Source organism: Nostoc sp. LEGE 12447 (genome assembly GCF_015206985.1).
Classification (GTDB): domain Bacteria; phylum Cyanobacteriota; class Cyanobacteriia; order Cyanobacteriales; family Nostocaceae; genus Nostoc.
In genome coordinates, this window is the sequence record NZ_JADEXT010000028.1 from 21,333 (window position 1) to 36,671 (window position 15,339).

At 40.0% G+C, this 15,339-nt stretch carries 10 protein-coding genes and 1 pseudogene; all 11 read right to left on the reverse strand.

The window, feature by feature from the left end; translation table 11 throughout:
* Window positions 1-45: 45 nt before the first annotated feature.
* Window positions 46-1,222 (reverse strand): annotated as a pseudogene (locus IQ274_RS24195) (IS701 family transposase).
* Window positions 1,223-1,228: 6 nt separating this feature from the next.
* Window positions 1,229-1,378 carry a hypothetical protein gene (locus IQ274_RS38085; protein ID WP_416209849.1) on the reverse strand — a complete coding sequence of 50 codons (150 nt, stop codon included), beginning with the start codon at window positions 1,376-1,378 and terminating at the stop codon, window positions 1,229-1,231.
* Window positions 1,379-2,024: 646 nt separating this feature from the next.
* On the reverse strand, window positions 2,025-3,608 hold the full coding sequence (locus tag IQ274_RS24200) for a mechanosensitive ion channel family protein (RefSeq protein ID WP_163928465.1): 1,584 nt from the start codon (window positions 3,606-3,608) through the stop codon (window positions 2,025-2,027).
* 614 nt (window positions 3,609-4,222) lie between these two features.
* Window positions 4,223-6,451 carry an EAL domain-containing protein gene (locus IQ274_RS24205; RefSeq protein WP_194143683.1) on the reverse strand — a complete coding sequence of 743 codons (2,229 nt, stop codon included), beginning with the start codon at window positions 6,449-6,451 and terminating at the stop codon, window positions 4,223-4,225.
* Window positions 6,452-7,141: 690 nt separating this feature from the next.
* On the reverse strand, window positions 7,142-8,272 hold the full coding sequence (locus IQ274_RS24210) for a glycosyltransferase family 4 protein (RefSeq protein WP_194143684.1): 1,131 nt from the start codon (window positions 8,270-8,272) through the stop codon (window positions 7,142-7,144).
* Between the two features lie 55 nt (window positions 8,273-8,327).
* A complete protein-coding gene (locus IQ274_RS24215) occupies window positions 8,328-9,758 on the reverse strand; it encodes an O-antigen ligase domain-containing protein (protein WP_163928462.1) in 1,431 nt (476 codons plus the stop codon).
* A 161-nt stretch (window positions 9,759-9,919) separates the two neighbouring features.
* Window positions 9,920-10,849, reverse strand: coding sequence for a glycosyltransferase family 2 protein (locus IQ274_RS24220; protein ID WP_194143685.1), 930 nt, complete (start codon window positions 10,847-10,849; stop codon window positions 9,920-9,922).
* Window positions 10,767-11,975, reverse strand: coding sequence for a glycosyltransferase family 4 protein (locus IQ274_RS24225; RefSeq protein ID WP_194143686.1), 1,209 nt, complete (start codon window positions 11,973-11,975; stop codon window positions 10,767-10,769). Before IQ274_RS24225 ends, IQ274_RS24220 begins: the two co-directional genes overlap by 83 nt.
* Window positions 11,976-12,162: 187 nt before the next feature.
* Window positions 12,163-13,155 carry a glycosyltransferase family 2 protein gene (locus tag IQ274_RS24230; protein ID WP_194143687.1) on the reverse strand — a complete coding sequence of 331 codons (993 nt, stop codon included), beginning with the start codon at window positions 13,153-13,155 and terminating at the stop codon, window positions 12,163-12,165.
* Between the two features lie 63 nt (window positions 13,156-13,218).
* Window positions 13,219-14,421, reverse strand: coding sequence for a glycosyltransferase family 4 protein (locus IQ274_RS24235; RefSeq protein ID WP_194143688.1), 1,203 nt, complete (start codon window positions 14,419-14,421; stop codon window positions 13,219-13,221).
* Window positions 14,422-14,491: 70 nt separating this feature from the next.
* The gene (locus IQ274_RS24240) at window positions 14,492-15,331 is read right to left on the reverse strand and encodes a hypothetical protein (RefSeq protein WP_194143689.1); all 840 of its coding nucleotides are present in this window, start codon (window positions 15,329-15,331) and stop codon (window positions 14,492-14,494) included.
* Window positions 15,332-15,339 lie beyond the last annotated feature (8 nt).

The window sequence follows — 15,339 nt, forward strand, 5'->3', positions numbered from 1 at the left end:
TGCTCAGGGATTTCATAGCTATCTATATATCCCTCTTCCATCACTCTAGGCAGAGTAAAAAGATAAATCCTCCAATTGTGAATAAGAAAAAATGAAACCAATAAACTCATTCATAATTTGAATTAGCCATTGAAAACCAATTTGTAAATACCGATTGTTAAACAGTTGTATCCAAGGTTTAAGTAAACAGTAATAAATGTATGGTTGGAGGATTAAGCGTAAATTATTCAGTCGGTGATTCCAACTAAAAATGTTATTCCACGAAGGATGTTGACGCAACTTGAATAACAGATTCTTATCTGAAGAATCATCGCCTGCATTTTCTGACTGATTCATGACAGAAAACTGCAAACTAACCATCAAAAAGACACTCTCGACAATTTCCCACCAGCGTTCAATTTGATGGTACTCAGTCAAGCGGAAATCTGCCCACCCTAACTGATTTTTACATTGTTTAAAACCATACTCTATCCAAGTTCTCAAGCCATAATTATTGCCAATTACCGCCGGAGGTGTATCTGATAAATTGGTCATTATATACCAAGTAGAGTTATCAGGTAACTTAGTTATATCTGTTGTAATTTGCCAATACTTCCAAGTTCTTCGCTTCCCAAAGATAATTTCTCTCATGTAGCGTTCTTTAGTTTTACCATTAGAGAAGATTCGCTCAAAATTTTTCCATCTATTGTACCTAATTCCTTGCCCAGATGGCATCCAGACACCATGATTACAACGAAATTGCCACAATAAATGGCATTTTATATTGATTCAATACACTCAGAAAAGTGTCACTTCCCCCGTAAAGACTATCTGCTAAAACTAACTCAAACTTAAACCCTATCTCTTGGAGTTCCGTAATTATTTCTGCTGCTAATTGAGTCTTTGTCTTATAGATATCATCTCCTTTGAGCCGTTTCTTAGGTTTGTAGATTCTAAACAGTAATGGAAACGTTACTCCTTGCCATATTCCATAAGCATTTACAGATACTATTCCATTCTCTGTCTTTCCTAAGTTACCTATATACTGCCTCTCCACATAATCTGTTTTTTTCCCCTTTTTCTTATCTCCTGTTTCATCAATGATTAAGATGATTTCTTTCCTTCCTATTTTTTGGAGAATTATTTCTAATCTTTGCTTTCTAACTTCCTCTACTTCCCAAGGTGATTCTGTCAAAAAATGAAGCAACGATTGCTCATTGTTTAACCCCACTGCTCTGGCAATTGCTGGTCACGTCTTCCTCTTAATTTCTGCTGTCATTCCCAAGTGCAATCGCTTGAACGCTTCGTAACTTCTTACTTCTGGGAAGAATTTTTCGTAAGCAGCACAATAATTATCTACAAAGGTGACTGTCTTATTAGGAATTCTGGGCTGTGTCATAGCTCCAGCCCTCCTTTGAACGTTTTACTTTTATTTTACTCTGCCTAGAGTGATGGAAGAGGGATATAGGACTAGTATTTGATTTTTGAAATGCACGTAGTGGACTGTCTACACAAAATAGTGCATTAGACGTAGGTTGGGTGGAGCGGAGCGCAACCCAACATATATCAGGATGTTGGGTTACGCAAAGCCTCCACCCAACCTACAATTTTTTTGTAACATTTTAGCCTAGACAGTCCATTACAAGACTATCAAGATTTTTTCAGAAATCAAATATGATTCCTATATTGCTGTAGAAATTATCAGAAACTATTGTGATGCGAGGCTTGATTTTTGTTTAAGTCCTGTTAAAAGAGATAACCAGGGCGTAGGATGTCACTTATGCTGCTGACAGGGATATGTTCAACTTAACCAGATTTACGTTTGATAAGTATCAATCGCATTTGGTCATAAGTAATTTCCTATCGCTCTGGTGCTTGTTTGGCGGTGAAGTTTCGCCAAAAGTATAAAAGTAAAGGGCTTTCCAAGCCTATAACAATCATTACTATTTTGTTGTATGAATGGACACAATTTTTGCTAGCTTTCAAATTTCTTCCAGCCTGACATAACACCAACTCGCAAAGCTCTTTAAAAATAAACTGCCAAATTAACCTTCAGCACTTTCGGCACGGATGGGAATTACAATTCCTTCGCGCAGTAGTGCATCTGTAAAAATCTTTCGAAGAACGCGTTGAATCTGAAGATGTTTTCCTGGCTTCACCTTCGTTAATGTCCGCAGCAACAAGTTAGACTCTCCAAGGCTTTCCACTCCATCTATCTGTGTACCTTCGAGTACATCTGGATCGTTTGTTTTTAACTGTTGTCCTACCTCCTCAATCACTTTGTACACATGGGCTAAGTTGGAATTATAAGGCACACCAACTTCCACTACTGCAAAGATATACTGTTTAGAATAATTGGTAATTGAGCCAATATCTCCATTGCGAATAATCTGCAATTGACCATTGGGATGTCTAATACGGGTGGTTCTGAGTTCAATTGCCTCAACAATACCTTCAACAGCCCTCTCTTCAGCTTTCCCAGCCTCGATATAATCACCCACTAAGTAGTAGTTTTCAAACAGAATGAAGAAGCCGCAAACTATATCATTTATCAGTGTCTGTGCCCCTAAACCTACAGCGATACCGACAATACCAGCACCTGCAAGTATAGGAGTTGGATCAATATCAAGAGTATAGAGAATAGAGATAATGGCAGCAAAGTATACAAAGTATTGCAAGAAACTACGAAAAAGAGGAACGAGTGTCAAGCGTCTACTTCTTTGAATATCAGTTAGATTCCGGTCTTTAAACAGAACCTCTTCAACAAGTAAGTAAACGACCTCAAACAACACACGACTAATGAAGATGATGCCGATGATCTTGATCATTCGCGGGCCAAAAGCTGCGATATTGGCGATTAACTGCACCTGCTGAATCACTAATGTTGCCATGCAGACATAAATTACAAATTCCAGACACCGCTTTAAAAAGGGTATCAGGTGTCGGAGGCGATCGTAAAATCTCAAGAGGTTATCGGGGTTGGAGTATCTGACACTGAGCGCATCAAGAAAATCAACTACCGCAGCGACTGCTTTGAGAATCAGCAACCCGACGGCAATAATTAGATAGATTCGCAGTGCAATGTACAAATATTCCGAAACCGTTGCGGGCAATTTGAGAAATTGGGCACACAAAATGACAGCCCACAGACAGATTCCACCGCTAATTCTGTGATAGAGGGCGTTAAAGAAAGCATCAATACTTTCATCATCGGCGGTATTCTTTTCTAAGTTCTTGGCGCGAGTGCTAGCTATCTTCAGCCAATATTTCAGAAATTTCAGTGCGATCGCAGCTAATATGAAAGTGCCAATGCTCTGAGCTATGCCAATTCCTAGAGTTATCCAAAATCCTGATGGAATACGCTCAAGCATTGCTATGGTGTATTGTTGAAGGTTTTCGCCACGATAAACTAGATAACCATTAGCACCCACAATCAAAATACATGACACCAAGCAAGCAAGTAACAATAACCCTGTGATGTTCCGACGCAAGGTTTTGATACTCCTATCTTCGCTCTTTAATATAGAGGTCTTTGTAAATAGCTTGAATAACTTGTTTACAAGCCAGTTCAGTAATAAAAAAACAAAGATTACAAGGCTGACTTCAGCTAAAATGATTAATATATTCATGCGCGATCATAAAACTTAAAAAGTTTAAGCGTTTTATTATCAAAACCTATTGAGAGATACCTTGATATCTCTATAAGATAGATGATAATTATTTCATATAATCATCTGTTGTCAAGCTATTAACATTTAAATCACTTTATATCTAAGTGATGATTTCCAAAAAGCCTTTAAGGAAGATATTTGTGTAATTTCGGCTTTAATGGTTACATAAATTACTTTTAAATTGAACATACTTAAGTGTGTATTCATTGATAAGCGATCCAATTCCAGGACTTATACCAATTTTAAAAAAGAATCCAAAAAGAAAGATTTTCGGGTAGTGGCAATTGAATTGCCCCTATCGCGTATAGTTTTGCGTAAGTTCTAAATTCTATTAGTTATCAGTGAACACTGGTTTAAGCTGCTTAAGCGTAGCCTGTGGCAAGCTGTTAAGTAACCGGAATAAACTACATATAGCAAAATACATGAAGTAGGAACTGAGGACTGGGAAATAATATTTTTTACTCAGTAATCTCAAGTCAAATGGGTGGAAATAAAGCAAGCTATATTAAAAAATATAAATTGACTACCCTTTTAGATATAGTAGTTATATAGCAGAGGAAATGAAACTGGTACTAAAGGAAAGATTTAGGCTCAACATCCTGACAGTTTATCTGCACCACACAATTTCTTCCTTGTGCTTTTGCCTGGTAGAGTCCCTGGTCAGCAGCAGCAATTAAGGTTGCGGGAGATAATTGGCTATGAGGAGTAATGGTTGCCACACCAAGACTTAGAGTGATGAATTCGCTAACCTGGGAATGGGGATGAGGCATTTTTAATGCACTAATATTGGTCTGAATATTTCTTGCAACTGCAATGGCCCCTTCAATATCAGTATTCGGTAAAATAACTGCAAACTCTTCTCCACCATAACGAGCAACTAAATCAGCAGGGCATTTAACTGTTTGAGAGATTACCTTAGCAACCTGTCTAAGGGCATCATCTCCTGCCAGATGTCCATGCGTATCGTTGTAAAGCTTAAAGTAATCGACATCGCACAAAATCAAAGATAGCGAACCTTGCTCTCGTGCCAACCGTTGCCACTGTGTGTTGAATGTGTCATCAAAGCAGCGTCGATTTCCCACTTGGGTCAGACCATCCGAACAGGCAAGGCGCTGTAATTCTTGGTTTGCTTCTTGTAATTGGTGGTAAAGTTCTGATTGCTGAATAGCGATCGCAGCTTGTCCTGCTAACTGGTTAAACAAGTTAATCTCCGATTGCTGCCATTGTCTGGCATTACGACATTGATGAGCAATCAATAGTCCCCACAAACGCTCTTTCTGCAATATAGGTACGACAAGGTTTGCTCGGATTTGCAAACTCCGCAGGAGGTCAACATGACACGGCGATAGTCCGGCAGTTTCAACATCTTCGATTGCTCTGGTGTTACCTTGTTGAAAGTAAATTGCACGGGTAGATTGAAAGCATGTGTCCATAACGTGAAATCCCAGAATGGACATACACTCTTCTGCTAAGGATTCTACAGCTACTAACCCACTCCAGTCTGACTCAAACTGGTAAATTATTACTCGGTCTACTTCAAACAGTTGCCGCACTTCGGCTGCTGTGGTTTGCAAAATCTCGTCTAACTCTAACGATTGTCGAATGCGCTGCGTCACAGCCGCGACAATTCGCTCAGACTCATTTTGGTGTTGGACATGCCGCTTAACCAGCTTAGAATCTGTCGATGCTACATTTAACGTGATCGGATCAAAGTGAGGGGTTGTAGTGACAGGCACTGCACTAGGTTTAGCAATCAAATAGCCTTGAGCAAGATTTGCACCTCGTTCTCGCAGCCAGTTCAGTTCCTCAATACACTCAATTCCTTCAGCAACGGTCTGGATGTTTAACTTTTGAGTAATCTCTAAAAGCTTCTCGGTAATCGAAGCTTTGTAAAGGTCTTGATGTACATCTCGAATTAACTCCATATCCAGCTTGATAAAGTCTGGACGTAACTGATGCAGCAAGTTTAGGCTGGAATAGCCAGAACCAAGATCATCAAGAGCTACTAAAAATCCAGCATCCCGGTAGTATTTAAGCACTGCCTTGAGATGGGTTAAATCTTGAGGATTATCTGATTCCACAACTTCAAAAACAACGCGATCATGGGGAATTTCGGCAGTATCAATTGCCTCTACTGAACTACTTAGGCAAAAAGCTGGATCGTAAAGTGATGTTGGCGCAAAATTGATGAAGATATGCCCACTCACTTTATACCGACTGAATTCAGTGATTGCGCTGAGGCGAGCAATTTGGTCGAGTTGTGGTATTAGTCCGGCTTCGGTTGCTAACTCCATAATTGGTGCCGGTAGCATTAAATTCCCTTCTTCATCCAGTCCCCGCAAGAGCGATTCATATCCAAAAATCTGCGATGTATCGTTAATTGAGACAATTGGTTGAAAGTAACTGGTGAATCGTTCCGTCGCCAGCATTTCAAACAGCCAGTCTGATTGGTTCAACTTAATGAAGCGTTGTAATGACGCTATGTCACTAAAATCATGGAGTTGAGGTTGGATATTACCTTGAATGAAAAGGACTTGCGTCTCTTTTAATTCTCTAGGTGCAAGTAGTTTGGCCAGGTTACGGGCAATTTCTATGGACTGTCCGGGTTTACACTTCAAACTCAAACCTGGTCGCTCGTGCATCAGTTCATACTCAAGTCTAAGCTGCTGTAGGTAGGAGGTGACTTTTTTGAGGGTATGTGTAACGGGGAACCAGAGAAAGAGCCTGCCTGCCTCCTGAGTCTGGCAGCGTGCAACATTGCGACAAGCACAGGTTTTGGAGATAGAACATATCTGGCTCATAGCTAACTACTTTGTTCAATCAAATTTATTTTATTATTCCCACTATTTTTACAATAAAAGATAAACTATGCTTCAAATATATGAAGATTTGATGAGTTCGGTAATTTGAAGAATTTGGTGGATCAAATAACAGAGCAGCACATCTATAGCTTTGTAGCCAATGTTTAAGTAATAGTCGATCAATTTTGTATAATTAAGCAAATTAATAAGAGTTAGATAAAGAATTTAAGCCATGAAATCAAAATAAAAATCAGCTAGGTAAGGAATAATTTTTTGCTTGACTAAGTAAGTTGGCACAATAAAATCAAACTATGTAAAAAAATGAACTAGGCTAAAACCCTTGCGTCTATTGACTGTAGCAGGATTGCCTATTGCCTTATCCCAACGACAATTATTTACGCCCACTCATTTAATTTAGCTCCACTTTATCCATATCGTTAAGCGATGCGACTAGTGTTAATTTTTACATCACTCAAGTAGGCTGATAGATAAGACAGTTAAGTAATTAATTTCAAAAATATAGAGTAGAGACGTTGCAATGGAACATCTCTACTCGCCAAGATAGCGGAGAATTGCGATCGCTGGAGACTTTGTATTATTTTTTAACCACAGACACCACATAGATAATTCATTAGCATCAATCTGTGGTTTCATTTTCATAAAATTGACTTTTGCAAAAAGTTTACTGTTTCATTCAGCAGATGAAACACTGGGTATTGCAGAACGAATTGCACTAATAAAGTTTTGAGCATAATTCTGCGTTGAAAAATCTAAAGCGCGTTGTCTGGCAGCTATTCCTGCACTGCGGGCAAATTCTTGTTCGTCAAGATAGCGGAGAATTGCGATCGCTAATTTATCCGCATCGCCGTAAGGTGTTAATAGTCCATTCATCCCATCGGTAATAATCTCTGTCGGGCCACCTGCATCGCCAGCAATCACAGGTTTACCCAGCGCCATCGCCTCAATAATCACAATTCCGAAGGGTTCTTTATCCGAGGCATGAACGAATACATCCATTGCCTGCACCCACTCCGGGATATTACGCTGTAGTCCAGCCATAATTACTTGTTCTTTCAAGCCCAAGTTTGTGATTTCTGCTTTTAAAAAGTCTTCATAGTCGGGTTCTAAATCGTGCTTACCGCCAACTACCACACAATGAGCATCAGGATACTTCTCTAAAATTTTAGGCATCGCTTGCACCAATATGTGCATTCCCTTCCATCGTTGCAATCGTCCCACAATTCCAATCAACGGGCCGTGTAAAGGTAAGCCTAGTTTGCGCCGTGCTTCATCTGGAGTTGGCAAAGCATCAGGCTCAAATCGGTCTAGTGCGACACCAGGATAAACTAAGGGTGTTGGCCTATGGGGCCAAATCTCTGCTTGGGCTTGCTTACCATCTTGAGAAAGGGTGATAATTGCTTGGGCTGGGATTAAAGTAGCGAGTCGTACCAACCAAGTTTTATCGCTCGGTACTTCCAGCTGATACCATACAGCAGGCAAACTAGCCAGCATTGCCGCCAAGCCTCCAGATATATGCGTAATCCACATCCAATTGACAATTATATCTGCACGTTCGCGGCGTGCGATCGCAGCTATCTGAAAAACAGCACCAATAAAACGGTGGATTTGGCGTAAACGTCCACTTTCTACAACTCGTGCATCAATGCCAAGGGACTTTACTTGTTCTACCATCGGGCCGTGTTCTAAAAATATCACCAGCCACTCAACACCAGCATTACGTCCCTGCTGTACTAAATCCCAAAGCATCATTTCACCGCCGCCTCGTTGTTCGGCTAGTGGCATTACAATAATTGCTTTCATAATTTAATCAGTCCTATTTAAGTTGTCAGATTTTGTTGTTTAACTCAATTCATATTTATAAATTCTTGGGATTGCTATAGTATTTGTGTCCTGCCATAGCCATAGCTAAAAATCCCCAAAGAATCATGCCTGCTACACTTAACATTCCACTACCAATAATTAGCTGTGTAGCAGAACTGATACCAATCGCGCGAGCAGCACTGATAAAACTATCAAAACGTCCTTCACCATAACTGCTAACACTAATAATTAACAAGATTAATCCACCCATATAAAAGATGGCACCAAACCAACCAAGGGTGAAAAACATATCTAAAATGCCACTATCAATCACCACTACTTCAATTTGACCAGTTTTCTCGTTGACTTTCCAAATATTGCCTAAGCCGTTACCTAAACCATTAGAAAGGGCTAGACCAAGGTTTTTGTCATAACTTCCCGATCTATCTTTAAAACTTGTATCTTCTTGAAGATTAGAAAAAGTTTCCAAACGGGCTGATACAACTCCAGCAATTGGCTCAATAGTTGTCAATGGGACAACACAAATTGCCATCACAGCAATTATGATAAGTAAGCGCATTTGAATTCGCGCCTTGACTGAAGCCACAATCATAATTATTCCAAATAACCAGCCTCCCCAATTAGTCCGTGCTTGTGTTAGTAAGAACGACAAGTAACCAACAGCTGAAGCAGGAAAAATTAAATTTCCCGAACTGGTAAATAACAATAGTAAACCAGCTTGCATGACGGAACCAAAAGGGCCGACTGAGTGCAATGTACTCCAGACACGCATCCCGAAAGGTACAGGGTTTCCAGAACTCATGAATAGTTTTGATTGGATGAGCCAATACCTATCCCACTCAGGAGCTACTACGAATTGATATATGCCATAAGTTCCTAAAATTAGTACACACCAAAGAAATGTTCGCTGAATATTCTGGCGATAGCTGGGATAATCTCGCCAGTTTATAAATAAGTGAAAAGCGAAGATAATCGGACTGAGCCAATCCAGCAGCCCACGTGCTACAGGGATTGGTGGGTTATAAATCAGACCGATGAGAAAGCCATAAAAGACTCCGATAAAAGCCATAACAAACGGCAAACCCCCTTGGCGTGAGGCGCGGGGAAAATGTCGCAAGAATGTTGCTATGGTTACAAACACCACTAAATATGGTGCTATGAGCATCTGGCGGGTAGCGTCCCAGCCTACACGATAGTCAACTAAGCGAGTAGCTAAGGGTGTGAGAAACCATATCCACCAGGTAAAGCTGATGTAGAGAATGGGATGCCGCAAGTATAAAAACACAGCTACAGCTAAAGCCGTCACCGGATAAATTAGGCGCAATGCAGCAGTAGCACCAGCAAAATAGCAAACTACAATCAGTAATACAAAGCCTGCGATCGCCATCCACCCCTGTTGCGATCGCTCTTCTGGAGAATAATTTTCTTCTAAAAAACTATTGAAAAGTATCTGTCTAGAATTCATTCAATTTTAGATTTTAGATTTACCAATGCTAACTAGTACAATGTCTAAGCTAATTTTTAAGGTTTGTAGTAAGGACTAAAGTCTTTACTACGAACTTTTTTACTCATAACTTTTAGCTTTACAGACTACTAGAGCTAAAAAGAAATTAAATTCATTACAAATTACGAATTACGAATTACGAATTGTTTATATCCCTGCCAACGCCCACGCCAAGATGCCAGCAATTTTTTCCCCGCTAACTGCCCTTGGCTAGGTAAAAATCTCAGCCATTGTACAAAACCTAAACTATCGCATGTACCTACAAATATTGCCCAGAATAAAAATACAATCCGGCGGATAAATGGCAAATGCTCTAGTAAAACTAGGGTTTCATTATGGACTAAATTAATAAAGGCAATCTCGTTAAAATTATTTCGCTGATCTTCATCAAAACGTTGTGCAGGATAGTGATCTACGGCAACATTAGGATCATAAATTATCTTCCAACCAGCCCGCTTTAATGACAGAGTAAATGCCATTTCAAAATGTACCTGCGCTCCAGTACCACGCATCCGCTCGTCAAAGCGCAATTGTCCGATGGCCTCTTTACGAAAACTCATGTTTACGCCTTTGAGAATATCGACTTCGCGGGGTTCTCCCACTCCCAGATGATGGTTGCCAATCACTCGCCCAAACCACTGTAACTGTCCCACTACTGGGCGAGATTCATCTTCTAATTTGCTGCCGTGGTATACCCAATCACGCCCTCCCAGACCGCCAAGGCGACTATCTGAGGTAAAGTAAGCGGCGATGCGCTCTAACCAATCTGGGTGTGGTGCAGCATCATCATCAGTTATGGAAACTATATCGCCCTCCACTGCTGCTAATCCGGCGTTCAGGGCTGCTACTACGCCCGGTTGTGTCACTTTCACAGTATGCAGTGGCAGATTGGGAGCATTTAATTGCGCCAGAAATTGCCAAGTTTCTGCATCCGTATCGCGGACAACCACTATCACCTGATCGACGGGTTTAATTTGCTTCTGTAGCGCTAAAAGGCAGCGTGATAGGTCTTGTGGACGGCGATAAGTTGGTATCAGAACGGTGTTCCGCATTCTTGCTTAACTCCTCGAATAGATCCACATAAGTTTGTGCCATACTAGTCCAGCTATGTTGTTCTGCCACAGAACGAGCAGCTTTGCCCATTTGCTGTATGAGGGTGGGATTACTCACCAAAGTCAGCAATGCCAGAGCCAAAGCATCAATATCATCTGAGTCGGATAAGACGATGCCACATTCTGGTGTTACCAACTCTCCGCCCCCGGTGGCTGTGGCAGTAATTACTGGTAGTCCTGAAGAAAGTGCTTCTAACAATACGAGGCTGCAAGCTTCGTATCGGGAAGGAAAAACAAATAAATCTACTGCTTGCATAATTTGGGGGATATCACGGCGAAATCCTACAAAATGCACACGTTCATTTAACCCCAAAGAGGCTGCTAACTGCGGGAAAGGGCTATTTTGGGTGTGTCCCACTACCACCAGATGTAAATCTGGAACTTTCACCAAGGCGTGCAGTACTGTATCTAAGTTCTTTCTGGGCGTGCGGATATCTCCGGCGAATAAAGCCAGGGTGACATTCTCCGGTAAACCCAACTTTTGGCGATTGCTTTTGCTTTCACCAGGAGTAAACTCGTCTAAGTCAACGCCATTAATAATTACGCGAATGCGAGAACGAGGTACACCAATGTTGACTAATTCCTGAGCTACCTTTTCCGATACAGCGACAACAACCTGCGCTTTTTGGAAAGCCTGTTTTTCCCAACGGGCATTAAAAGCCGTAAACAGCCACTGGTACAAACCATATAAATCTCGGCGGTTGCGAGAAATATGAACAGGCGATCGCAACCATGAACTATGGACAAAATGTACAGCATTCACATCAGCCGCAGCCAGATTAATTGCACCATTGACTTTAACTAAATCAATCTTAGAGCGATTTTTCCGTAACCAATCTGTACTTTTTTGGGCAAATATGAAATTACGTACAAATTCTGTCGGATAATCTTTGACTGGAATTGGAATCCAATTAACTTGACTATTCTCCTTTAGTTCTGGTGCAACTTCACTCACTAATAATGTCAGTTGATGACCACGACGAATTGCTTCATTAGCAACCTCATAGTTTACCCGTCCCTGTCCATCACCTTTTTTAATTTTATGAGTAACAATACAAAGTTTCATCCAATACCTTCTTTAATAATCTAAGCTCACATATAACCGCAGCCAAAGAACTTTAAATAATCTTCTTTTCTTACCTTTGCGCTCTTTGCGCCCTCTGCGGTTCGTTAAAAACAGGATTTACGCAAACAATAGCCAAAACGCTAATTTTCAGGTAGGGGCAATTCATGAATTGCCCCTACCTGACCTACTATTTCGACAATTCGATTAATTTATTTGCCAAAAATTGTGGAGTAAAGCTAAGACTTAGCGCTACTAAAGTTCGCGCATTAAATTTTTGTTTAGTCAGCGCCTGCCAAAAATAAGGACGTGCTACTGCTATCTGTTTACTTCGCAGCAAACCAATTCCCAAAGTTGTATTAGCCTCTAACCATTTTTGTTGAAAGTACGTTCTAAATTTCTGTAACCGAGCGTCTTCCATAAAGGCTTGATAACAGAACATTTCGCTTTTAGCTTTGCGGATTTTTGCCTGTACATCTCGACTACCACTGAGCATAGTATCAGTTTGCTCATGGGCGCGATATCGTGTCAGTTTTTCTGGATAGTAGTAAGCACCATAACCCGATATACAACACAGGTAAGTTAAATATAAATCCCACATCCCGCCAACTTCTGGAGGAATACTATCCCAATCGACAAGATTATTGCGAATTACACAAGATGCAGCAGTAGGTATACTTTTATCTACCAATCCAACTTTGTAGAAAGGTTGATAAATTCCTTCTTTCAGTTTATCTCGCTTATAACTGCGTGTATTTTTTTCAGTCCCAGCATTATCAATTATACCATTTGCATCTATGATATATTGGTCACAAAAAGCGAGGATTAACTCAGGATTTGCTTCAAGAACTGGTACAAGCTTTGCTAGAAAGTCTTCATTCCACATATCATCATCATGAAGGCTAGCAACATATTTACCTCGTGCCATCTTGAAGCCATGCTGCTGATTAGCAAGCATACCTATATTTTGTTGATGTCGCCAAAATCTTATACGTGAGTCACCAAAAGATGCCACAAGTGCTTGAGGATTTTCTGGACTGCAATTATCTGAAACAATAATTTCGATATTTTGATAAGTCTGTTTAATAGCACTAGCGATCGCTTGCTTGAGATAGTCTGGTCGGTTATAGGTAGGGATAATAACGCTGACTAAAGGCTGTTGGCATTCTTGAGATAATGACATATTTTTTTCCTTTATATTTCATAGATAAAAGATGCACCATTAGAGATTTTGACCAAATTAAGCTTATTTCACTTGAGAAATGCTATATAATTTTTTCGTTCTCGCAGGAAAATCAGCTATTGTTTTTGCATAAATTGTTCGCAGATTATTTACATGAGCAGCCATTGTAAATTCCTTCATCAATAAAGCATGGCCTTGTTCGCCCATTTGTCGGCTTTTTTGATAATCTCCATCCAAATAATTAATAGCATCAACTAGCTTTTTGATATCATTACCTGGAACAAGAATACCTGTTTCTCCATCTCGTAAATGTTCTGGAATACCTCCTACTGCACTACCAATTACAGGTCGATAATTAGAGTATGCTTCCAGGGTTACAAGACCGGCAGGTTCAGGCCAGACACTAGGAAAGATGACTGCAAAACACTGTTGATAAAGTTGATTTATTTTGTCAGCATCGCACCAACCATGCCAAGTGATCCGATTACTTAATCCGAGTGTGTTTGCTAACTTTTCTAACCGTGGCCGTTCCCAACCTTCACCTGCAATATCAAGTTGAATTTGCGGATTTGTATGTATTAAGGTTTTAAGTAGCCATTCCAGACCTTTATCAGAAACAATGCGACCAACAAATAAAATTCTATGATTTTGGTGAACTTCTAAGCTCAGGGGAGCGGTCTTTATTTGCGGTACAGAGATACCACAGTGTAGTGTTACAGTTTGCTCAGAAGGTACGCCGTTTTTAATTAACTCTTGACGCACGTATTCGCTATTAGCAACAAAAGTAATTTTTACCTTTTTTAAGGTATCTAATAACTGATGAGTAATTTGAAGTTCTTTAAGAGTTCTTAACGGTCTACGGCTACCACATTTATCTACTAACTTACCCCAAGTACAACCTAAGTAAGAAAAGTTGCGATCGCAGATTGTCCGTTGCCCTGCTAAATACTTTGTGCCACTAGGACAGTACAATGAGTGATTATGAACACTAAAGACAGTAGGACATTCGCCTGTAAGCTGCAATAATAAATCTGGGCTGTGGATGTGCAGCAGCTTGAATTGGCTTTGGTCAACACCCTTGAGGGATTTTATCACGCGATCGCTAACTTCAGGTGGTCGATGTTCAAACAGAGAAGCTAAATAAGTTTCAACACCTCCGCCCTCACCTACATCAAAATTAGAGCATTGATAAATCAGGTCTTCTTCAAAGATCCCTCTATGCAAGTGTTTATTATCTTGTTTGGCTTCATTGATTGAGTTAAGCATTAATCACCATTTTTCTTTACGTTATTATTAATTAGATTCCTCATATCAATGGAGGCTTATCTTCATCAACTTATATACCAACATTAAACCAAAGCTTGTGTCTAACATCACTCACATAATGTCTGATAGCAATGTTTTTACTTGCAGATTTATCTGGATAAATAAACTGATCTTCTATATTGAGAACATATTTATTTGAGCATAGAGGTTTACCATGATTGTGGTGCATGGTCAAATGTACAATTGTTTGCTCAGTAAAATAACTAGGAACTTCTTGAAGATTTGCTAAACGTTCGATGGCAAAACTCCAGTCAAATTCATGCCTAAATAATATAAATCCACCATTTACAGGATTCGATTTTTCAGACTCATCATAAATAATTCGCTCGTCAAGCGACATCGAACAATCAGGTAGATAAAGAGAGTATTTTTCGTCCGACTTACTCAAATCAATTAAGTCAATCCCACCAGGAAAAAATAAAATATCTGAATCAGTGTAAATCGTAGTACCATTAACAGGAATCGACATCAATGCCGACAACTTTCTGCCCATTGAATGCAGTTGGGCATAATCAAGAACACATTGAGGTAAATCTGTTCTCAGGAAGTTTTGTAAAAGTATTACCTGAACGCAGGGATGGATACGGCGGAGTAAATTACAACTAGAATCAGTATAACTACCATCGGAAACTACAGTAAATGTCTCTGGAATGCCAACATGACGAATGAATGAGCGAATACTTGCTACTTGTTCTGGTAGATCGCGTTCGCATGATAAGGCATAGATACTTACTGGAACTTGCCGAGTTTGTTTAATGGGGATATTGACAATCTGAGAAATGGCTGCTTTATATAGAGAACGATTAAATTTACCCTGAATTTTAGCAGTGTGGTATCCTATATTTACCATTTATTTTT